We start from the raw sequence: 22,044 nt of genomic DNA, 5'->3' as shown, positions 1-22,044 counted from the left end.
CTACAATACAGCCCTGAGCCCGTGTGCAACACGGGCTCCAGACTCACGTCTGTCTATACGAGCAGAAGCCTACGAAGCGCCTGCTTGCCGCCCACCAGGAGATAAATGAAGATGCAAAGCTTCCAAGCCAGCCTCATAGCCGACATCCAGCGCCATGCAGATGCTCGTGAGGCCGGTCCGGTCGACCTCGCCGCCCTGATCGAATCGTATTATGCCGATACCGATGCACACGACTTATCCGGTCGCGACAGCCAGGACTGGTATGGTGCCGTCCTCGCCCATGTCAAGCTCGCAGCCGCCCGTAAGCGTGGCGAAGCATTGGTGCGTGTATACAACCCCAGTTTCGACGATCATCGCTGGCAGTCCAGCCATACCATCATCGAGCTGGTCAACGACGACAAGCCCTTTCTGGTAGACTCGGTCAGCGTTGCACTCAATCGCCTGGGTTATGCCATCCACCTGATTATCCATCCCGTGCTCAAAACCGAGCGCGATGGCAAGGGCCGCCTGACCAAGATTCGCGCTGGAGAGGCCGAATCCTGGATACATCTGGAAATTGACCGCATCAGCGACAAAGCCAAGCTCGATGAAATCAGAGACGAGCTGGCGCATGTCTTGAAGCAGTTGAATGATTGCGTCGAAGATTTTTCGGCCATGACAACCAAACTTGCCGAATCCACAGCCGAGCTTAAAAAGCGCAAGCCTACTATCGACAAAGCCGAATGGGACGAAAGCCTGGCCTATCTCGACTGGCTGTCCCAAGGCCATTTCGTATTCCTTGGCTATCGCGACTACGACCTGACCGACAGCAAGGACGGTGTGCAACTCGCAATCGTCAAGCATTCCGGTCTGGGTCTGTTGCGCGGGGAGGCCAAGGGAGCCCACTCCTCCAGCTTTGCCGCCCTGCCCGCTGAAATCCGCGCACTGGCGCGTGACAAATCGCCCGTACTGCTGACCAAGACCAATTCACGCTCCACCATACACCGCGGCACCTACCTCGATTGCGTGGGCCTCAAGCGTTACGACGCCAAGGGCAATGTGGTGGGCGAGCGCCGTTTTCTTGGCCTTTATACTGCCAAGGCCTACTCCACGCCGCCTCATCAGATTCCAATGCTGCGCCGTAAGATCAGCGCGGTCATGGCCGCCAACCAGTTTGCGCCGCAAAGCCATCGCGGCAAGACGCTGCTGAATGTGCTGGAGACCTACCCGCGCGACGAGCTGATCGAGATCAGCGAATCGGCATTGGCGGAAATCGCGATTGGCATCGCCAACCTGCAGGAACGCAGCCAGGTCCGTGTCTTTATTCGCGAAGACCTTTATCGCCGCTATGTCTCCGCGCTTGTCTACCTGCCACGCGACAACTACACCACCGATGTCCGGCTCAAGATGCAGCAGCTGCTGCTCACCGCTTTTGGCGGCACCTCGTGCGAATTCAACGTGCTGTTGTCCGACTCGCTGCTCGCCCGCATCCACTTCATGGTGCGGACCCCGGCCGGTTCGACCCTGCCTGACTACGACCCGCGTGAAATCGAAAACCAGATCGCCCACACCACGCGGCGCTGGGCGGATGACCTGCAGCTGAATCTGACTGCCCACGCCGGCGAAGAGCGCGGGATGGCCCTCAACACCAAGTATGCACGCAGCTTCCCGGCTGCGTATTACGCTGACTACGACGCACGTACCGCCGTCAGCGACATCGACAAGATTGAAGCCACATTGGCCACCAAACAGCTGACCATGAAGCTGATGGATGCCACTTTGGCCGACCCGACGCAGCATCGCTTCAAAATCTTCCGCGAAGACCCGATTGCACTCAGCGACAGCTTGCCAGTGCTGGAAAACATGGGGGTGCGGGTGATTGAAGAGCAGCCCTACACACTCAAGTTTGCAGATGGTGGCCGCGCTTGGGTGACCGATATCGCCATCAAGCTGCAGCAGACCGGCCTATTGGATGATGAAACCCGCCGGGATGCCTTCCAGCAGGGTTTTGCCGCGATTTTCGAAGGTCGCGCCGAGAACGATCGCTTCAATAATCTGATTCTGCTGGCGGGTCTCGAGTGGCGTCAGGTCGTACTGCTGCGCGCCTATGCCAAGTACCAGAAGCAGATCGGTCTTAACTACAGCCTCGACCATATTGCCGACCGTCTGGCGAACTTCCGCGACATCGCGCGCAATCTGGTCACCCTGTTCCTTGCCCTACACGATCCAGCATCAAAGCACCGCAAACAGGTCGAGTCACTCAGCGCCAAAATTAAGGAGGCGCTCACCCAGGTACCCAGCATCGACGACGAACGTATCCTGTCGGGCTTCTACCACACCATTTCCGCCACACTGCGTACCAACTTCTTCCAACCGGGGGCAGATGACCAGGTCAAGGACTACATCAGCTTCAAGTTCGAAAGCGGCAAGATACCCAATATGCCGCAGCCGGTGCCGCTGTATGAAATCTTCGTCTATTCACCACGTGTCGAAGGTATCCATCTGCGCTTTGGCAAGGTGGCGCGTGGCGGCCTGCGCTGGTCCGACCGTAAAGAAGACTTCCGAACCGAGGTGCTCGGCCTCGTCAAGGCGCAACAGGTCAAGAACACGGTGATCGTGCCGGTAGGCTCCAAAGGCGGCTTTGTACTCAAGCAGGCACCGGTAATGTCCGATCGTGAGGCTTATCAAGCTGAAGGCATTGCCTGCTACAAGACCTTTATCCGAGGTCTGCTGGACCTGACCGATAACCTGATCGATGGCAAGGTGGTACCACCGAAGTCTGTGCTGCGCCTGGATGCAGACGATCCGTACCTCGTAGTGGCAGCCGACAAGGGTACCGCCACCTTCTCCGATATCGCCAACGGCGTATCGCAGGAGTACGGCTTCTGGCTTGATGATGCTTTCGCATCCGGCGGCTCGGTCGGTTACGACCACAAGAAGATGGGCATCACCGCCAAGGGTGCTTGGGAATCGGTCAAGCGTCACTTCCGCGAGATGGACCACAATACCCAGACCCAACCTTTCACCGTTGCCGGCATTGGCGACCTGATGGGCGACGTGTTCGGTAACGGCATGTTGCTGAGCGACCAGATCAAGCTGGTGGCTGCTTTCAACCACCTGCATATCTTCCTTGACCCGAACCCCGATATCGCCAAGAGCTTCAAAGAGCGCCAGCGCATGTTCGCCCTGCCCCGCTCCAGCTGGGAAGACTACGACACCAAGACCATCAGCAAGGGTGGCGGTATATTTCTGCGCAGCGCGAAGTCGATTCCACTGTCGCCTGAAATCCGCAAGGTGCTGGACGTTACCGAAGAAGCCATGGCGCCTAACGATCTGATTCGCGCCATCCTGAAAGCACCGGTCGACCTGATCTACAACGGCGGCATCGGCACCTACTTCAAGGCCAGCTCGCAAAGCCACGCTGAAGCCAGCGACCGCAGCAATGACGCCCTGCGTATCGACGGCCGCGAGATCCGCGCCCGCGTGGTCGGCGAAGGCGGCAACCTTGGCTTCACGCAATTGGGCCGGGTCGAATACGCCCAAAGCGGCGGCCATATCTGTACCGATGCCATCGACAATTCAGCCGGGGTGGACTGCTCGGACCACGAGGTAAACATCAAGATCCTGTTCGGCCGTCTGGTTCGCGGTGGTGACATGACGCTCAAGCAGCGCAATGCGATTCTTGCCGAGATGACTGACAACGTCGGCCAGCTTGTGTTGCGCGATAACTACCTGCAGACCGCCGCCATCAGCCTGGAATTGCAACAAGCGCAATCACTGCTGTCCGTGCACAGCCGCTTCATGCAGGGCCTGGAAAAAGCCGGTCGACTCAGCCGCCGTATCGAATACCTGCCCAATGATGCGCTGTTGGTGGAACGCCAGGCTGCCGGCCAGGGCCTTACCAGCCCGGAACTCGCTGTACTGCTGGCCTACGCAAAGCTGGTGTTGTTCGACCAGCTCATTGCCTCGCCGCTGCCAGCCATGCCGGAATGGGATTCCCTGTTGGAAACCTACTTCCCGGTCAAGATGGTCGAGAAGTTCAAGAAGCAGCTGCCAAGCCATCCGCTGCGTAGCGAAATCGTCGCCACGGTGCTGACCAACGAATGCGTCAATCGCATGGGCATCAGCTTTGTATACCGCGTGGCAGAGGAAACCAATGCGAGCCCCGCAGCCATTGTCCACGCCTGGAGCCTGGCTTCACGTCTGGTGCAGGCCGACAAGCTGTGGATGGAACTTGAATCGCTCGATAACAAGGTACCGACCAAGACGCAGTACGCCCTGATGCTGGAAGTACGGAAACAGCTCGAGCGCGTGGCGCGTTGGGTACTGAATGTGCAGCTGACCGAGAGCGATGCGGAAAGCCGTATCAAGCAGCTGACAGATGAAATTCCGTCGCTCTTGCCCAAGCTGGACAAATGGCTGTCGGAAAAGCCGCATTTCGTTACCCAGCAGGACCGCCTGAAAGCCGAGGGCGTCAAGGCCGAGCTGGCTGCCCGCGTGGTCAACCTCGATGCGTTGCTGGCCCTGCTGGATATCGCACGCCTTGCTCGTGAATCCAAAGCCAGCGTGGAAGATGTGGCGCAGGTCTACTTCAAACTGGAGCAGGCCTTACAGATCGACTGGCTGCGTGGCGTCGTCGACGGATTGCCACGCGACAACCGCTGGCAGACCCTGGCCCGGATGGCATTCCGCGACGAGCTGTATCGCGAACATGCCCACCTGACCAAACGCGTGCTGCAAAACGATGGTAAGACCACCGCCAAGAAGGTGGACGGCTGGCTGGATGGCCGTGGTGCAGCGATCGAACATTGCAGCAAGATGTTCGAGGAGTTGCGTGTGGCGGTACCCGACCTTGCCATGATCTCCGCAGCCATGCGCGAGATCCGGAGCCGGTTGGCGGCATAGATAAAACGTTGCTGCGTCATACCAAAGGAAAAGCCACCCTTAAGCAAGGGTGGCTTTTTTACACCAGCTACCGCTAATACGGCATAGCGAACCCATATAGAGCCCAACTAGGTCAGTAATGGCTGTTAAACTCATCGACGGCCCGCATTCGCCTGCTTTGCCGCATACCGCCAAGGCGCCTGCCCTTCGTCGACATTGCCCTATTGCATGCCCCTCGCTCATCGCTCCTATCTGTTACGTTCGCTTGTTATTGTTGCCCTGTACTGGCTGGCTGCCCAACTGGGCTTTGCCTTCATCGACCCACGTTACTTGACACCAGTCTGGCCGCCTGCAGCCGTTGCCACCGGCGCCGCGCTGTTGTACGGGCCGCGAAGCCTGATTGGCGTCGCGATCTATATCTTCTACGACTATGTCGCCGTCAATTTCAACGATGTCGCCCGCTACAGCAACGGGTTGATCGAGCCTGCCAGCATGCTGCTTTCCGCCAGTGTCGTGGCATGGTTGGGCAAACGTGAGTCGCTCGACCTGAGCCTGAGTACACTGCGCGCCAATGTATTGCTGATGGCGATGGCGTTGCTTTACGCCACTTGTAACGCTGCGATTTCCACGTTGGCCTACTGTGGTTGGGCTGGGTTGAATATCTGCCAGCAGCAAGGCTGGGCATCGCATTGGTTGCAGGCCGCGCTAGGCGACCTGTTTGGTGCGCTCATCTGCCTACCGGCGTTATTGTCCTGGGCTTTACGCCTGGACCCGGCGGCCCGCGCCAAATTGCCAAAGCCAACAACCGATTGTTGGTCGATTCCTCTGCAACTGACACAGCCACAATGGCTTTTTATTGCGGCTGGCCTCACGTTCACCGGTCTAGCCTGGTGTTTGACGCGTTATGCGGCGCTGCCTGTGGAACTGATCGGCTTCCTCGCCTTACCGCTGCTGGTATGGGCCGCCATTCGCTTCCAGCCGCTGTTTGTCCACTCCACGATACTGGTCACGGGTCTGATTACCCTTGGGCTTCAGCTGTCTGCACAGACGCCACCCCCTTACGACCCGCTCACGCAGGTAGCCTCGCTAGGGCTGTTCCTGCTCAGCCTTTCCACGCTGACCTTATTAGTCAGCGTCGTCGTACAGCAGCAACGCGACTTGGCTTCCACTCAGGCTCACCAGGCTGAGCGGGCCCGGATCGAAACACTGTTGTCCGCCGCGCCTGAGGCGATTGTCAGTATCGATAGCAGTGCGCTTATCACTTACTGGAATCCGGCAGCGGAAACCATATTCGGCTGGTCGCGCACCGAAGCGCTGGGACAACACATCAACCGTCTTCTACCGCTGCAAGCAATGTACAACCGAGAAGTGACCGGCCTCACTTACTTTCTGGAACACAGCGCCGGTTCCACTCCTGGGCAGGTGATCGAACTGGAAGCGACGCATGCGCATGGGTACCGGGTGCCGATCGAACTTGCATTGACGCGCTACCACCAGGGCAACCATCCGCATACCACCGCATTTATCCGGGATATCTCCGAGCGCAAACATAACGAAGCGGCACTTGCCGATGCAGAGATACGTGCACGCGAGCTGACGGACAAACTGCCGCTCGCGGTCTTCCAGCTACGTATCGATGCCGATGCGCCGCGTATTATCTTCGCCAACTCGCAGTGGCAGGAATTCGGATGCGCGCCGGAAGCCATCGTCGCCGACGTGAACGAAGCCTTCAGCCTGATCGTGGACTCGGACTTGAAGTGCGTGCGTGATTCGATTAATGCCGCCATCGCAGCACGCGAACCGTGGGAGCAGTCCTTCCGCATCCACCGTAGCGATGGGGAGCAGCGCTGGGTATGGGGCGAGGCGCGACCCAGCCTGGAGCGTGACGGAAAGCTGATCTGGAACGGTTATTGGCAGGACGTGACCGATACGCAACGGGCCAGCGCGGAATTGGCTGGTGCGCGCGATCTGGCGCAGGAATCACGCCAGCGGCTGATCGATCTGTCCGATGCCTTGCCGCTCGCGATTTTCCAGTTGCGGCTCGAACCTGATGGCTATCTGCACTACCCATTTGCCAGCGCCAAGGTACGTGACATCATCGGCGTGGATTACCGCGAACTGCAAAAAGACCCTTCGGTACGTTGGCGCTTCATGCTGCCCGAGGACCGCGTCACCGGGCAAGCCATGCTGCATCGCGCGATCGCGGACAAAGTGGGAACCGACTTCAAAAGCCGCCTGCAGATCGATGGCAAGCTGGTCTGGGTGCACACACGCTCCACCTGCAGCAGGCATGAAGATGGAGCCTGGGTATGGAATGGCTTCTGGATCGACGTCACCGAGTCGCACCAGCAAGCCGCCGCCTTGCGTGCCGCCAAGGAAGAGGCTGAGAACGCCACCCATGCCAAGTCGCTTTTCCTCGCGAACATGAGCCACGAAATCCGTACACCGATGAACGCCATCATCGGTATGGCGCATCTTGCCCAGAAGACGACGCTTACACCCAAGCAACGTGATTACATCAGCAAGATTCATACAGCCGGCGTCTCGCTGCTCGGCGTGATCAACGACATTCTCGACTTTTCAAAAATCGAAGCCGGCAGGTTGGACGTGGAAAGAATCGATTTCGACCTGGATGAGGTGCTGGCCAATGTTGCCGCTATTACCAGTGCGCGCGCCGAGGAGAAGGGGCTTGAATACCTGTTCGATGTCCCCCGCGAGGTACCGCGCCACCTGAAGGGGGACCCGCTACGGCTGGGGCAGATCCTAATCAACCTTATCAACAATGCCGTCAAGTTCACCGAATACGGTGAGGTAAAGCTCAGTACCAGACTGTTGGGGCAGCAGAACAATGAAATCCAGCTGAGCTTTTGTGTCAGCGATACCGGTATCGGCATGAGCCAGGAGCAGGCCGCCAATCTGTTTCAGGCATTCCAGCAGGCGGATGGCTCCACAACACGCCGCTTTGGCGGGACTGGTCTAGGCTTAAGTATTTCCCGTCGGCTGGTCGAAATGATGGGCGGGCAAATCTCTGTTCACAGCATTGAAGGTCAGGGGTCGCAATTCTTGTTCAATATCCGACTCGCCCAGGGTGGCGAAAGAGTCCGTACCAGGCGCATTCTGCCGGCCGCATTCAATGACATGCGTGTGCTGGTGGTTGACGACAACGAAATGGCACGCGAGGTGCTGGTGGATGCGCTCAGCGATATGCCCTTCCATGTCGATGCCGTCGATTCCGGTGCAGCGGCGCTGCGGGCGATACGCGTTGCCGACCGCAGCTCTCCCTATCAGGTTGTGTTGACCGACTGGCAGATGCGAGGCATGGATGGCATTGAGCTGACCAAACGGGTAAAGCAGGACCAGGGGCTGCAACATATACCGCTGGTGGTATTGGTGACGGCTTTTGGCCGGGAAGAGGTTCGCCACCGCGCCGAGCAGGCTGCCATCGATGGATTCCTGCTCAAGCCGGTCAACCGCTCCAGCCTGTTTGACACGCTCATTACGCTGCTGGGTCCAAAAGAAACCGAGGCAACCCAACCGGTAATCGAAGTGAATACCCAGGGTCTTGAGGGTGTCCGTGTTCTGCTGGTGGAAGACAACGAAGTGAACCAGCAGATCGCCGCCGAACTGCTGCAGGGCATCGGTCTGCGTATCGACTTTGCAGGCAACGGCCAGGAAGCGCTCGATATGCTGCGCCAACAGGCGCCCAACCACTATGCCATGGTGTTCATGGACCTGCAGATGCCCATCATGGACGGGCACGAAACCACGCTGGCCATACGTGCCGACCGCCGTTTCGATGCCCTGCCCATCGTTGCCATGACGGCTCACGCCATGGTGGAGGAACGTGAACGCTGCCTCAAGGAAGGTATGCAAGACCATATCAGCAAGCCGATCGAACCCGATATGCTGTATGCGTGCGCCCAGCGCTGGATAAGCAAGCGGGAAGCTACGCCGCCTCCAACCACACCGGTACAGGATGATTTGCCGCAACTGGCCGGCATGGATTGCAAGGATGGTCTGCGTCGGGTGGCCGGCAATATGAAGCTATACCGGAAACTGCTGGGTCAGTATGGCGACCGTTTTCTGCACAGCGCCAGCCGGATTCGCGACCTGCTCAACACCGATAGGGAAGCTGCCGAGCGCGAAGCGCATTCGCTCAAAGGCGTCTCCGCCAACCTAGGCGCGCATGAAATCGCCACGCTGGCTAGCGCCGTCGAAGCCGGCATCGCCGCCGATGGCACGATCGACACACTGGACACTCCCATCCAGGTGCTCGAGCAGACCTTACAGCCCCTCTGCAAGGGCCTGACAAACTGGTTCAACCAGACGGCAGCACCTGCCATGACAACCCAAAGTCTTGCCGACCTTGTCAGCCAACTGAATCATCAACTACAAAACCAAAGTCCCGCCGCACTCGGCTTGGTCGAGCAACATGCCGCCACGCTACGTCAGGGCCTTGGCCATGCCTTTGCTGCAGTCGAGCAATCGATAGCGGACAAAGACTATGTCGCGGCTCATGCCCTGCTTGGTGTTCTGGCCGGACGGGCCGGACTTTAACCTGACGTCAATTCGAACAGCCCTATCATGCCAACCACTTCCTCAAGTCTGCACTGGCGGCCACAGTTTGAGCGTGCGCTCAGCATCATGCGCGACAAGCCCGAAGAAGGCCGGCAGATCGGCCTCGAACTGCAGGCACAGGGTCAACGGGATGATCAGATCGCACCAGCGCTGTATGGCGAGCTGGTGCAAGCGCTGTGTGACTTCTTTGATGATCGCAACACCCATACCGTCGCTGTCTTTCAACGGCTCGATGAAGCCTTCAGCACTCATCGGATGCGGGAAGGGTTATTGCTCAGCCGCTATGGCTTGAGCGCCGTGTACCGCGTGCTCGGGCAGATCCAGGAAGCCTACGCGTACGGCCAAGAGCACATATTGCCTATCCTGCCCACCAAACCTGAACTTGGCAGCGTATTGGCACTGAATACCCTGGGCATTATCGCGCAGGAGTGTGGACTGACCGACGAAGCACTACGCCATTTCTATGCCGCGCTTGAAGCGGCAAGGGCTTTGGGGTTGCGCGCGCGCGAGGCGCAAATCAGCTGCAATATCGGCGAGTTGTTCTATATCTGCGGCAACGCCGACGATGGCGAAACAACGCTCTGGCAAGCTTATGAACTGGCGCAGGGTTGCGACGAGGACTGGCTGGTACCCTTTATCAGCTTCATTCTGGCGCTGTGCAAATTGTCTCGCGACGATGTGGAAGGCGCTTACTGCGTCATCGCCCCCTTTCTGCCTCCCTCCCCTACCATCAAGCAGGCTTCGCCTTCCAACCGGGGTTTCTTTCTGGCTGTCGCCTGTTACACCTTGGCCCACCAAGGAAAGCCGGAAGAAGCCCAGACTTATTGCTGCCAAGCATTGGCCGAAATCAACAGCTATGAGGAAAAACACCTGCGGCCCTACATCTGGTGGGCATGTGGTCATCTGCATCATCAGCAGGGCAATCTGGCTGAAGCCATTCGATATCTGAACCTTGCCATTGATGAGACCGGCGAGATGGGCTACACCTTCATGCCCATGCGTGCCTGCAACGACTTGTCGCAAATCCATTCAGCGCAAGGCAACTGGCGGGCTGCTTTGCAAGATCACCAGCGCTATCACCAGCTCTTTGAAAAGGCACAGGGCCAGGCTACACGGACCAAGTTGCTTATGTTCAGCATACAGAGCGACTTACGCGCTGCTGAAGCGGCCCGTAAGCATGCGGAGGAATCCACGCGCGCCAAGTCCATGTTCCTTGCCAATATGAGTCATGAAATCCGCACGCCGATGAACGCCATTATCGGCATGGCGCATCTGGCGCTCAAAACATCACTCAGCCCCAAGCAACGGGACTATATCGACAAGATCCACACCGCAGGGCTGTCCTTGCTGGGCATCATCAACGACATCCTCGATTTCTCGAAGATAGAAGCCGGCCGGCTCGACGTGGAGTCGGTCGATTTTGATCTTGATGAAGTGTTGGCCAATGTCGCAACCGTCACCAATGCCCGCGCGCATGCAAAGGGGCTGGACTATACGTTCGACATCCCGCCCAACATACCACGGCGGCTTAAGGGCGACCCATTGCGCCTGGGGCAAATTCTTATCAATCTGCTCAACAACGCCGTCAAATTCACCGAGGAAGGCAAAGTCACCCTGAGCGCCACATTGGTGAAGCAGGACGAGCGCGGTATCCGCCTCAGCTTCAACGTACGCGATACCGGCATCGGCATGACCGAAGAGGAAGTCGCCCGCCTGTTCCAGGCCTTTACCCAGGCCGATGGTTCCACCACCCGTAAATTCGGTGGTACTGGTCTGGGCCTGAGTATTTCACGCAGGCTTGTGGAGATGATGGGAGGCAAGATCGGCGTACAAAGCCGTGTGGGCGAAGGCTCGCTGTTCCATTTCCACGCCCTGTTCCAACCCGCCACGACCAGCCAAGTACGGCCAACGCGCGAAACACCCAGCAGTCTGCCCAGCTTTGGCGGCATCCGGGTCTTGCTGGTGGAAGATAATGAAATCAATCAGCAGATCGCACAGGAACTGTTGCAGGCAGCCGGCGTCAGCGTCACGCTTGCTAATAATGGCCGCGAGGCGCTCGATAAGCTGCTGGCTTTCGAGCCCGCCCCTTACGACCTGGTGCTATTGGATGTACAGATGCCCATCATGGACGGTTTTGCCACCATCCGAGCCATTCGCGCCGAAACTAGTCTTGCGAACCTACCCGTCATCGCGATGACGGCTCATGCGTTGCTGGAAGAAAAGCAGCGCTGTCTCGATTCAGGCATGAACGACCATCTCGCCAAGCCGATTACACCGCAGGCCCTATTCGACACAGTGGGGCGCTGGACGGCGCGGCACAGTGTTAATGTTGCTGACTCCGCAATATCCGATATCGACCTGCCCGATCTACCCGGTCTGAATGTGGTCAGCGGTCTGGCCCGTACCTTGGGCGACAAAACGCTCTACCTAGCGCTGCTGCAACGCTTTGCCCTGGAACAAACCGGCGTCACAGACCGCATCCGTGTGGCCTTGCCCGACGACCCTACTGTTGCACGACGACTGATACACACCCTGAAGAGCGTCGCAGGCCTGATTGGCGCAGGCGAAGTACAACGCTTGGCGGCCGACATCGAAAGCAAGCTCGAAGAACCCACATTGCCCCCTATTGCAGTAGAGATCGATCAGTTATCGCGTGTCCTGAACCAGCTGCTTTCAGGCCTTAATGTCGCTACTTCGCACGGATAGCTGCCTCATCAAAGGCCTGTTCAAGACAGTTGCACCTTCCACTTCGGCTGTTTTCAACTTGTTCTACATTGGTTCGCCAGACTGTGAGACCACGCTGATGTTAGTAAGGGAAAGCATGTCCGTACGAATTTGCCCGAATCACAAACCAGCTTGCGTTGCTCCGGTATAATCAGCGGTTTACCAAAATTTCAATAGACGCCGCCATGGAAGCCGAACGCCTCAACGCCATTGAAAACGCCCTCGCCGATCTCGCCGCCCGTGGCGACGAGCTGCGGAGGTATCTTTGACTATCCCGGCAAAAAAGACCGTCTGGAAGAAGTCAGCCGCCTCTCCGAAGACCCCAATATCTGGAATGACCAGAAGCGCGCGCAGGAGATAGGCCGCGAGCGCAAAGCCCTGGAAGATGTGGTGCTTGTGCTGGACCAGATCACCAGTGGCGTTGCCGATGGCCGCGATCTGTTCGATATGGCCAAGGCCGAGGCTGACTGGGACACCATGGCCTCTATTGAAGCCGATGTCGCCGAGCTGGAAAACAAAGTCGCCGCGCTCGAATTCCGCCGGATGTTCAACAACCCGATGGACCCCAACGCCTGCTTTATCGATATCCAATCTGGCGCTGGCGGTACTGAAGCGCAGGACTGGGCAGGCATGCTGATGCGCATGTACCTGCGTTATGGTGAGCGCAAAGGCTTCAAGGTTGAAATCATGGAAGAGTCAGAAGGCGAAGTGGCCGGTATTTCCAGCTGTACGCTGAAGCTGACCGGTGACTATGCCTACGGCTTCATGCGTACGGAAACCGGCGTGCACCGCCTGGTACGTGTCTCCCCATTCGATTCAAATGCCCGCCGGCATACTTCCTTCTCCAGCGTCTTCATCTACCCTGAAGTCGATGACAGTATCGAGATCGAAATCAACCCGGCTGATCTGCGTATCGACACCTACCGTGCTTCTGGCGCGGGTGGTCAGCATATCAACAAGACCGATTCGGCCGTACGGATTACTCACGTACCGACCAATATCGTCGTGCAGTGCCAGAACGACCGGTCGCAACACCGTAACAAAGACGAAGCCATGCAGATGCTGCGCGCCAAGCTATACGAGGCTGAGCTGCGCAAGCGCATGGAAGCGCAGCAGGCGCTCGAAGCAGGCAAGTCCGATATCGGCTGGGGCCACCAGATTCGTTCCTATGTGTTCGACCAAAGCCGCGTCAAGGACCTGCGTACCAACGTCGAAGTGGGCAACGTCAAGGGCGTCATGGATGGCGACCTCGATATCTTCATCCAGGCCAGCCTGAAGCAGGGTGTCTGATCCCCAAACCCGCGCAGATACCTCGTAAATCTATAAGAAACTATTCAAATCATGTCCGAAGAACAAACTCCCCTCGCCCTAGACGAAAACCAGCTGATTGCCGAGCGCCGCGCCAAACTGGTGGATATTCGCAAGCAAGGCATCGCCTTCCCGAACGACTTCAAGCCCACCCATAAAGCGGGCAATCTGCATGCGAAATACGACGCAACAGACAAGGAAGTGCTGGATGCGGAACTGATCGAGGTATCGGTTGCCGGCCGCATGATGCTGAAGCGGGTGATGGGTAAAGCTGCTTTCGCCACCATTCAGGACGATTCTGGTCGTATCCAGCTCTATGTCTCGTTGGATAAAGTCGGCGAAGCAACGCTTGGTGCATTCAGAACCTGGGACATGGGCGATATCCTGGCTGCCCGCGGGACCGTGATGAAGACCAAGACTGGTGAGCTAAGCATACAGGTGACTGAGCTGCGCCTGCTGGTTAAATCCCTGCGCCCGCTGCCAGAAAAATTCCATGGCATGACCGACCAGGAACAGAAGTACCGCCAGCGTTACCTCGACCTGATCACCAATGATCAAAGCCGCGATACCTTCATCAAGCGCTCGAAGATCGTCCAGAAGATTCGCGAGTTTATGACCGACGAGGGTTACCTCGAGGTCGAAACGCCGATGATGCACCCAATCCCGGGCGGGGCAGCAGCCAAGCCTTTCGTGACCCACCACAATGCACTCGATATGCCGCTGTACCTGCGCATCGCGCCGGAGCTGTACCTGAAGCGCCTCGTGGTAGGTGGCATGGAGCGCGTGTTTGAAATCAACCGAAACTTCCGTAACGAAGGGATGAGCACTCGCCACAATCCTGAATTCACGATGCTGGAAAGCTATGAGGCCTATGCCGACTACAACCGCATCATGGACCTGACTGAAGCGATGATCCGCCATGCCGCCCGTGAAGTGGTCGGCCATACCGCCGTGACATACCAAGGCAAGATCGTCGACCTCGCCAAACCTTTCGAGCGGCTGACTGTGGAAGAAGCCATCCTCAAGCATAACCCCGAGTACACCAAGGAACAGCTGAACGACCGCGTCTGGCTCAAAGGCGAGATCGAACGACTTGGCGGCAAGAGCTTCGCCACCAGCGGTATCGCGGGGCTCCAGTTCAGCCTGTTCGAAGAAACGACTGAGACCAAGCTCTGGGACCCCACCTACATCATCGACTATCCGGTCGAAATCTCCCCACTGGCACGCGGCTCAGACACACGCCCCGGCATTACCGAACGGTTCGAGCTGTTTGCAGTGGGTCGTGAACTGGCCAATGGTTTCTCCGAGTTGAACGACCCGGAAGAACAATCCGAACGCTTCCTTGATCAGGTACGCCAGAAGGATGCTGGCGACGAGGAAGCCATGCACTACGACGCAGAGTACATCCGCGCCCTGGAGCATGGCATGCCGCCAACCGGTGGCCTAGGCGTCGGCATCGACCGTCTGGTAATGCTGCTGACCGATGCAGCATCCATCCGCGACGTCATCCTGTTCCCGCAGATGCGCCGCGAGGACTAAACCTCCTCAGTGCAATCAAACAATGGGAGCGTCGGCTCCCATTGTTTTTAGAACCTGCTCCTACCCTGCCATCACCCCAAGCCCGCCGTCGTGACCACGCCTTTCCCACAGATCCAAGCCGCAAAACTTGAGCTGACTGCAGACGGTATCCCCTATTCGTCCACCTTCGACGATGTCTACCACACCAAGGATGGCGGTCTGGCCCAGGTGCACAATGTCTTCATGGCGGGCAATGGCCTGCCTGAACGGTGGCGACAGCAGCACGCTTTCACCATCTGCGAGACCGGCTTTGGTCTTGGATTGAGCTTTCTTGCCACTTGGGCAGCGTGGCGTGCCGATGCTGAACGCAGTGAGCGTCTGCACTTTGTTTCCTGCGAGCTGCATCCTTACACCGCGACTGATCTTTCCACGCTTTATATCCAGTTGTTTGCCGACGAACCTGCCCTGCGCGAACTCGGCACCCAGCTGGTCCAGGTGTGGCCGATGTTGATGCCAGGCATACACCGGCTCGAACTCGACGGCGGCCTCGTTACACTTACCCTGCTGTTTGGCGATGCATTGCATTGGCTAACCAAACTGGCGGCGCGTGTAGACGCGTTTTATCTGGATGGGTTCTCCCCCAGCAAAAACCCCCAGCTGTGGCAACTGCCGCTTTTCAAGCAGTTCACACGGCTGGCGGCGAATGGCGCAACGCTGGCAACCTATACTGTGGCCGGCACAGTGCGGCGCGGTCTGGAACATGCCGGGTTCACTGTAGAACGCCAGCCAGGCTTTGGCAGCAAACGGCAAATGCTGGTAGGGCAATTTAAAGGTATGCGGCAGCCCAGTAATACACACACCGTACGCCATGCCATTGTGATCGGCGCAGGTATAGCCGGCAGCGCAATTGCGGAGCGCCTGGCAGTACGCGGATGGCGCATTACATTGCTTGAGCGTCACCCGCAGCCCGCGCAGGAAGCCTCGGGCAATTTGGCCGGCGCATACCGGCCGGTGGTATCAAGCGACGACAACCAGCAGGTGCGCTTGGTGCGGTCCTGTTTTCTTTATGGCCTAGGGCGACTGAAGTACTTGTCGCAATACCCTCAACTACATTGGTCGCAATGTGGAGCGCTGCAACTGGCACGCTCAACCGACGAAGCAGACCGCTTCAAACGCTTGGCCGATGAACAAGATTGGCCTACCACGTGGCTGCAAGCTGTCTCACAGGCAGAAGCAAGCACCCTGGCTGGCCTACCGCTTTCTACCAGTGGGCTTTGGTTCCCACTGGCCGGTTGGATCAACCCACCCAGTCTCGTCAACGCACAGCTTGCTGCGACAGGCAACGCACTGACACAGCGCTATGATTGTGAGCTTTCCAAACTGGCCTATGAAAATGGCGAATGGCAGGCCCTCGACAGACAGAACCAACAGCTGGCCAGCGCCCCAGTGTTAATCCTGGCCAATGCTGCGGAAGCCACTCGCTTCGCACCCGAGCTCCTGATGCGTGGCGATACCCGCCTGGTCAGTCATCTGCCTAGCGATATTGCCCCCGATAGTAAAACCGTGGTGTGCCTGGCGGGCTACCTTACCCCCAACCATGAGGGAGTAGCTTGCCTCGGTTCCTCCCCCCTGCAACAAGAAGACGACCTGCCAGCAGGGCATGCTGCCAATCTGGCGATTTTGCAGCAGATGCTCGACTCGACCCCAACAGAACTGAGGGCCAGCAAACTCGATGGCCGCCTTTGTGCACGCCCCAGCACAATCGACCGTCTACCTATCGTCGGCCCCCTGGGTGACCCTGCCACCTTCCAAACCAAACATACCGGCAGCCTGCATCTTGCGCCCCGTAAACCCGGGCTTTACGCATTGACCGGCTTTGGGGCACGTGGTCTAGTCTGGTCCGGTCTTCTGGCTGAACTGCTGGCCAGCCAGATCGAAGGAGAACCGCTGCCCCTGGAGCGGGAGTTGATCAATGCCATCGATCCGGCGCGTTTTCTGGGGCGGTAACTTGAACAACACTAATACGTACAGCATGGCAGCCAAGATACCGCCTGCATTAAAATCTATCCTCTTTTTACGAGCCTGATGATGCCCAAACCACTCTGCCTGCATCCACGCTGGCTCATTCCTGTTGAACCACGCGGCTGTGTGCTGGAAAACCACGCCCTGGTAATTGAGGGTGAGCGTATCGCCGCTATCCTGCCCGGCACAGAAGCACGGACGAAATATGCCGATGCCACGCATCTGAAGCTGAACGAACACGCGCTACTACCAGGCCTGATCAATCTGCATGCCCATTCAGCGATGAGCCTGTTGCGCGGACTGGCCGATGACCTCGCATTGATGGACTGGCTGAGTAACCACATCTGGCCAGCCGAAGGTAAGCATGTATCGGACGAATTCGTCTTCGATGGTACGGTGCATGCGATGGCCGAGATGATTCGCGGCGGCACCACCACAGTGAACGACATGTACTTTCACCACGAGGCGGTCGCTCGCGCGGGTCTCACTGCCGGTATGCGCACGGTTGTAGGTTGTACGGTTCTTGAATTCCCCACCGGTTACGGCCTTAATGCCAATGATTACATCGGCAAGGCCCTGGCCGCGCGGGACAGCTTTACCGGCGAAGCCTTGGTCAAATTCAGCTTGGCTCCGCATGCGCCTTACACGGTAGCTGACGAAACCTTCCGCAAAATCATCACCCTGGCAGAACAACTCGATATCGGCATTCATTGCCATATCCACGAGACCACCGACGAAATCGAAGGCAGCCTCAAGCAATATGGTGTGCGGCCATTGGAACGCCTGCGCAATCTCGGCCTGCTTGGGCCGAACCTGATCGCTGCTCATGTGGTACATGCTACTGATGCCGAGATTTCGTTACTTGCGAAGCATGGTGTCAATATCGCGCACAATCCGGCCAGCAACCTCAAGCTGGCTTCCGGATTTGCCCGCATCCATACCATGCAGGCCGCGGGTATTCAGGTAGGCATTGGCACCGATGGCGCAGCCAGCAACAATAAGCTCGACCTTTTGGGTGATCTGCGCTTGGCTGCGATACTCGCCAAGGCCGAATCCACCAACCCTGAAGCCATGCCGGCAGCCGCCGCGTTGGAAATGGCCACCTTGTCGGGCGCACGTGCGCTAGGTATGGATAAACAGATCGGTAGCTTGCTTGTCGGCAAGCAGGCCGACATCATCGCCGTCAACCTGTCGAGCATCGAAACTCAGCCGTTATACGACCCGATCTCGCAACTGGTCTATGCTGCTGGACGTGAGCAAGTGAGCCATGTCTGGGTCAATGGCCGCATGCTGATGGAAAACAGGGAACTGACTACCTTGAATGCAGGCCAGATTCTGGCGCGGGCACATCACTGGCGCGAACGCATCGCCGTCAAATAATCTGTCGGTACTGATTGAATAGGAATCCGCACATACCATGACTGAACAAACCGCTGCCACCCGTAACGTCGATGATGCCGAGCTGGCCAAGTTTGCCGACCAAGCCCACAAATGGTGGGACAAGGACAGCGAATTTAAGCCACTGCATGAAATCAACCCACTGCGGCTGGGCTTTATCGACAAACATGCCCACTTGGCTGGCAAACGTGTGCTGGATGTAGGTTGTGGCGGCGGTATTCTTTCAGAAGCCATGGCGAAGTCTGGTGCGTCGGTCACCGGCCTGGATTTGGCTGAGAAGTCGCTCAAGATAGCCAAGCTACACGGCCTGGAAAGCGGTGTTACGGTGGACTACCGGTGTCTCGCTGTCGAGGAACTGGCCGCGGCCGAACCCGCAAGTTTTGATGTTGTCACCTGCATGGAAATGTTGGAACACGTACCCAACCCTACCAGCGTCGTAGCTGCAGTCGCACAGTTGGCCAAACCTGGCGGCTGGGTGTTCTTCTCCACCATCAACCGCAACCCCAAGGCTTATCTGCATGCGGTGGTAGGCGCTGAATACATACTCGGCCTTCTGGCCCGTGGCACCCACGAGTATGCGAAGTTCATCAAGCCCTCCGAACTTGCACGCATGGCACGCAATAATGGGTTGGAGATGATCGAATTGAAAGGCATGGGTTACGAACTGATCGCCAAGTCCTACCATCTGAGTGATGACGCCACCGTGAATTATTTGCTGGCTAGCCGAAAGGCTGCAGCGTGATCAAAGCCATCTTGTTCGACCTTGATGGCACCCTAGCGGACACGGCGCTGGACCTGGGTGGCGCATTGAACCGGCTTCTAGCGGAAGAAGGTCGTTCTCCCGTTCCCTACGAGAAAATCCGTCCAATCGCCAGCCATGGCGCACGCGGCTTGGTTGAGCTGGGTTTCGGCCTGCATCGTGATGACCCGGGGTTTGATGCGATGCGCCTACGTTTTCTCAACCACTATGAAGACGGCTTCCGACATGAAACAGTATTGTTTGACGGCATCAACCCTATGCTGGAAACCTTGGCTACTCGCGGGTTGAGATGGGGCATCGTAACCAACAAGCCAATGCGCTTCACAGACCGGCTTGTCCCTGTTCTCGGTTTTTCCGTCCCCCCTGCCATCGTCGTCTCTGGTGACACAGTCGGTGTCCCCAAGCCTGACCCGCGCCCTATGCAGCACGCCTGCACAGAAATAGGTATCGACCCCAGCCAATGCTGGTATGTGGGCGATGCTGAGCGCGATATTGTCGCGGGGCGTGCTGTCGGCATGAAAACGGTGCTGGCCAGTTATGGCTACATCGCCGAGACCGATCGACCAGAGGAATGGGGAGCCGACCACAACATCGCACACCCATTGGAACTGCTCGCCCTTTTGCCCACTCTAGCGGTATAATGGCAGCTCTTCATCGGTTTCATACCTGGGGTCGACATGGCTTCGACGGGGGTTGCAAAGCGGATGAGGGCATGCCGGGATCTCAGAACCCCGTTAAACGCTGAATTTATTTAGTCGCAAACGACGAAACCTACGCACTAGCCGCTTAATCCCGGCCAGTCGCTGCACTGATCTGCTCATGGGTCAGGCCGGGCAACCGGCAGCAGCGTTATTTACATGAGATCGCCCTGCAGCGGGCTACTTGTTGCAGGGTCAAATTTAGGTAGCTCGCGTATGCCAAGCCTGTCGGTCGGCGTGTCAGACGTTAAATCCAATTGGCTAGACTAAGCATGTAGAACTCACTGTAGAGTGCTTTCGGACGCGGGTTCGATTCCCGCCGACTCCACCAATAAAAGCCCGTAAAATCAAACACTTAGATTTTACGGGCTCTTTTCTATGTGGCTGAATTGGGGCTGTTTTGGGTGGGTATTGCCAGCATTTTTGCCAGCATTTTTTTCCACTTTTCACCCTCTTACCGATACAGATTTGAGACCTTTTTTTGGTCTTCATCTAGCCATTTTTCCCCCCTCCTCTTCACCTCTGTTTCAATGTCTTTTCCCCTCAACTTTCTCCTAGTTCCAGCTGAAAAACGTGAAGAGAAGTCACGTAAAACACAGCTTCGAATATTCAATTGTCATTTTCTCCTGGTGGTCCACTGAATAGAATTCAACTATTGGAACGCGCCGGCAACTCCCTCGGCGTTCGCTTTGCCATCCTCTCTGCTTTGGTCATCCGAATTTCCTTTACTCGTCGTCCAATCGCCGTTCGAGTAATCTGAAGCGGCGTGCCTGGGTTTTTGGCATTCCATGCCTTCAGGCGGCGTAGTGCTTCCGCCCTCCCCTCGTTATCCCCCAGCGCAATAGCTTGTGCCAACTGATCAGAAATCGACTGTTTGACGCTTCTATGCAGCTCGATGCGGCGCATTGCCTGCCCCAACTCCTGCTGTGTCTCCGCTACTTCCCTCGGCTGAAAGCCAATTCCCTTGATAAGTGCCTGCGTAATGCTGGTATCAATCACCTTACGGCCCTTGGTATCACGGTACATACCTGTCATGGCCATATCTGCACCCTTGGCGATGTTTTGGATCGCTACCGGTGCTATTGCGCCGAACGCTGCCTTTACATCGCCACTCGCCAGATTCCCAAACGCTTTACCTGCTTGACCAATTAATCCACCCACAGGCCCAGCAAACTGGGCGATATCGTCAGTCTTGTTGTTTTCAAACGGCGTCAGCAGGCGTGTACCCGGTAGCAGGTTGCCCAGTCCCAAACGGCCTTGCACATCCAATGGCATACCGGGCAAAGCACTTGCACCATCCAGTGCAATACCGCCTATGGTCTTGCCAAAGGTACCGATCACCGCACGCCGCAGCGCCGTTTCACTGTCGGTGTTGTACCCCATGAATCGGCCAAGCGTATCGATCAAGTCCTGGATATCTTCGGCAAAGGGCAGTCCTTCCAGACCAGCAGCCAGCAACAGGACCGCCAAGGCGATGGCTTGCCCCTGTCTGTCCATCCGTTTGAACATTTCCAGATAGCTGATGCTGTATTGCTTGAAAGTGAATACCGTCGCGCCAATGGCACCGCGTGCCCAGTTGGGACGGTTGCCTCGGTTGTAGAGACCCTGAGTTTCTTGTACTGCACGTTCGGCGAACCCGTAGGGATCTGTGATTTTCTCTTCAGTCGCCGTTTCAAACGCAGCGATAAAGGTCATACGCCGGTTGACCGACTCGGCCAAAGCGAACATGGAACCCCAAATCGCTTTAAAGGCACGGAGTCCAGGTTGACGATCCAGCATCGTCCCGCCTGCTTCCGCCATCAGCTGGTGGATTTCATGTGGCGCCACAATGCCATCGGCTTCAGCCTGCTTCAGTGCTTTGGCCAAGTCGGGTGCGTGCCGCTTGGCGTAGATACGGGCAGCTGCACTGGAAAGTCGCTTGGCAGCCTTAGTCGGACCACCAAACTGCGACAGATACGGAAAGGTCATGATGGCAGGCTGCGTCAGATTGACAGCAGCACTAGCCACCGAACCACCCAGGAAGTGCAGGAACATATAGCCACGCAATGCGGCTGCCTCTTCCTTGGGTTCAGTCAGGTACTGCACTAGGCTGACCGCTTCGTCCTTCACGTCACCCTTGCAGGCTTCTGCCGCTTCCAGCATCTCAACCCGATTGAAGTTACCGGAAGCTTGGCG

Annotated in this window: 10 protein-coding genes and 1 other RNA gene; 10 read left to right on the top strand and 1 reads right to left on the bottom strand. The window is 57.4% G+C overall.

Going from position 1 to position 22,044, the window contains the following annotated elements:
* Positions 1-105: 105 nt before the first annotated feature.
* The 10 genes from ACUHMQ_RS08115 to ssrA all read left to right on the top strand — a co-directional run bounded on the left by ACUHMQ_RS08115 (position 106) and on the right by ssrA (position 20,200).
* On the top strand, positions 106-4,884 hold the full coding sequence (locus tag ACUHMQ_RS08115; RefSeq protein ID WP_445294952.1) for an NAD-glutamate dehydrogenase: 4,779 nt from the start codon (positions 106-108) through the stop codon (positions 4,882-4,884).
* A 207-nt stretch (positions 4,885-5,091) separates the two neighbouring features.
* Complete coding sequence (locus ACUHMQ_RS08110; RefSeq protein WP_445294951.1) at positions 5,092-9,420, top strand: response regulator; 4,329 nt, start codon at positions 5,092-5,094, stop codon at positions 9,418-9,420.
* 27 nt (positions 9,421-9,447) lie between these two features.
* Positions 9,448-12,147, top strand: coding sequence for an ATP-binding protein (locus ACUHMQ_RS08105; protein WP_445294950.1), 2,700 nt, complete (start codon positions 9,448-9,450; stop codon positions 12,145-12,147).
* Positions 12,148-12,350: 203 nt separating this feature from the next.
* Positions 12,351-13,455 (top strand): peptide chain release factor 2 gene (prfB, locus tag ACUHMQ_RS08100; protein ID WP_445294949.1). Its coding sequence is split into 2 segments (ribosomal slippage): positions 12,351-12,431 and positions 12,433-13,455, totalling 1,104 coding nucleotides; the frame shifts between segments, so codons are not numbered across the junction.
* Positions 13,456-13,506: 51 nt separating this feature from the next.
* The gene (lysS, locus tag ACUHMQ_RS08095) at positions 13,507-15,012 is read left to right on the top strand and encodes a lysine--tRNA ligase (protein ID WP_445294948.1); all 1,506 of its coding nucleotides are present in this window, start codon (positions 13,507-13,509) and stop codon (positions 15,010-15,012) included.
* A 90-nt stretch (positions 15,013-15,102) separates the two neighbouring features.
* Positions 15,103-16,998 carry a bifunctional tRNA (5-methylaminomethyl-2-thiouridine)(34)-methyltransferase MnmC2/FAD-dependent 5-carboxymethylaminomethyl-2-thiouridine(34) oxidoreductase MnmC1 gene (mnmC, locus tag ACUHMQ_RS08090; protein WP_445294947.1) on the top strand — a complete coding sequence of 632 codons (1,896 nt, stop codon included), beginning with the start codon at positions 15,103-15,105 and terminating at the stop codon, positions 16,996-16,998.
* 78 nt (positions 16,999-17,076) lie between these two features.
* The gene (locus ACUHMQ_RS08085; RefSeq protein ID WP_445294946.1) at positions 17,077-18,393 is read left to right on the top strand and encodes a TRZ/ATZ family hydrolase; all 1,317 of its coding nucleotides are present in this window, start codon (positions 17,077-17,079) and stop codon (positions 18,391-18,393) included.
* A gap of 37 nt (positions 18,394-18,430) precedes the next feature.
* Complete coding sequence (gene ubiG / locus ACUHMQ_RS08080; protein WP_445294945.1) at positions 18,431-19,153, top strand: bifunctional 2-polyprenyl-6-hydroxyphenol methylase/3-demethylubiquinol 3-O-methyltransferase UbiG; 723 nt, start codon at positions 18,431-18,433, stop codon at positions 19,151-19,153.
* Positions 19,150-19,812 (top strand): HAD family hydrolase, encoded by a 663-nt coding sequence (locus tag ACUHMQ_RS08075; RefSeq protein ID WP_445294944.1) that lies wholly within the window; start codon positions 19,150-19,152, stop codon positions 19,810-19,812. The genes ubiG and ACUHMQ_RS08075 overlap by 4 nt, the downstream gene beginning before the upstream one ends.
* Positions 19,813-19,839: 27 nt before the next feature.
* Positions 19,840-20,200, top strand: a transfer-messenger RNA (tmRNA) gene (ssrA, locus tag ACUHMQ_RS08070).
* 317 nt (positions 20,201-20,517) lie between these two features.
* Here ssrA and ACUHMQ_RS08065 read toward each other — a convergent pair.
* Positions 20,518-22,044 (bottom strand): PLxRFG domain-containing protein (locus tag ACUHMQ_RS08065; RefSeq protein WP_445294943.1); only part of this gene is annotated, 1,527 nt, incomplete at its 5' end.

The organism is Chitinimonas violaceus (assembly GCF_052601015.1).
This window is presented reverse-complemented; position numbering and strand designations above follow the sequence as displayed.

What these genes read in the sequence shown, in the direction of transcription:
- ACUHMQ_RS08115 (WP_445294952.1), top strand. Translation starts at nt 106, where the DNA reads ATGAAGATGCAAAGCTTCCAAGCCAGCCTCATAGCCGACATCCAGCGC.
- ACUHMQ_RS08110 (WP_445294951.1), top strand. Translation starts at nt 5,092, where the DNA reads ATGCCCCTCGCTCATCGCTCCTATCTGTTACGTTCGCTTGTTATTGTT.
- ACUHMQ_RS08105 (WP_445294950.1), top strand. Translation starts at nt 9,448, where the DNA reads ATGCCAACCACTTCCTCAAGTCTGCACTGGCGGCCACAGTTTGAGCGT.
- lysS (WP_445294948.1), top strand. Translation starts at nt 13,507, where the DNA reads ATGTCCGAAGAACAAACTCCCCTCGCCCTAGACGAAAACCAGCTGATT.
- ACUHMQ_RS08085 (WP_445294946.1), top strand. Translation starts at nt 17,077, where the DNA reads ATGATGCCCAAACCACTCTGCCTGCATCCACGCTGGCTCATTCCTGTT.
- ubiG (WP_445294945.1), top strand. Translation starts at nt 18,431, where the DNA reads ATGACTGAACAAACCGCTGCCACCCGTAACGTCGATGATGCCGAGCTG.